Origin of the sequence: Nocardiopsis lucentensis DSM 44048 (genome assembly GCF_000341125.1) — a bacterium.
GTDB classification, from domain to species: Bacteria; Actinomycetota; Actinomycetes; order Streptosporangiales; family Streptosporangiaceae; genus Nocardiopsis; species Nocardiopsis lucentensis.
Map to the genome: position 1 here is coordinate 1 of NZ_ANBC01000361.1, position 507 is coordinate 507.

The 507-nt window shown below is 76.1% G+C and carries 1 protein-coding gene; it reads right to left on the minus strand.

What is annotated here, in order from left to right; genetic code table 11:
* On the minus strand, window positions 1-507 hold a 507-nt coding region (locus D471_RS34135; RefSeq protein WP_040689419.1), incomplete at both ends, for a beta-ketoacyl [acyl carrier protein] synthase domain-containing protein.

Consider the following 507-nt stretch of genomic DNA (forward strand, 5'->3'; position numbering starts at 1 on the left):
CCAGCGAGGTGCCGGTGCCGTGCGCCTCGACCAGGCCCACGTCGGCGGGGGTCAGCTCGGCGTCGGCCAGCGCCCGGGTGATGACGTCGACCTGGGCGAGCACGTTGGGCGCGGTGAACCCGGAGGAGCGGCCGTCCTGGTTGACGGCCGAGCCGCGCAGCACGGCCACAACCCGGTCGCCGTCGGCCACCGCCCGGTCCAGGCGTTTGAGGACCACCACGCCGCATCCCTCGCCCCGCCCGAAGCCGTTGGCGCGGGCGTCGAAGGCCTTGCAGCGGCCGTCGGGGGCCAGGGACCCGGTCCGCTGGATGACCCGCGTGGAGCGCGGCGACATGATGACGCTGACCCCGCCCGCCAGGGCGACGTCGCACTCCCCGCTGCGCAGTGCCTGCGCGGCCTGGTGCATCGCGACCAGGGAGGAGGAGCAGGCGGTGTCGACGGCCACGGCGGGGCCGGTCAGTCCGAGGGCGTAGGAGACCCGGCCCGCGGCGAAGCAGTGGCCGCTGC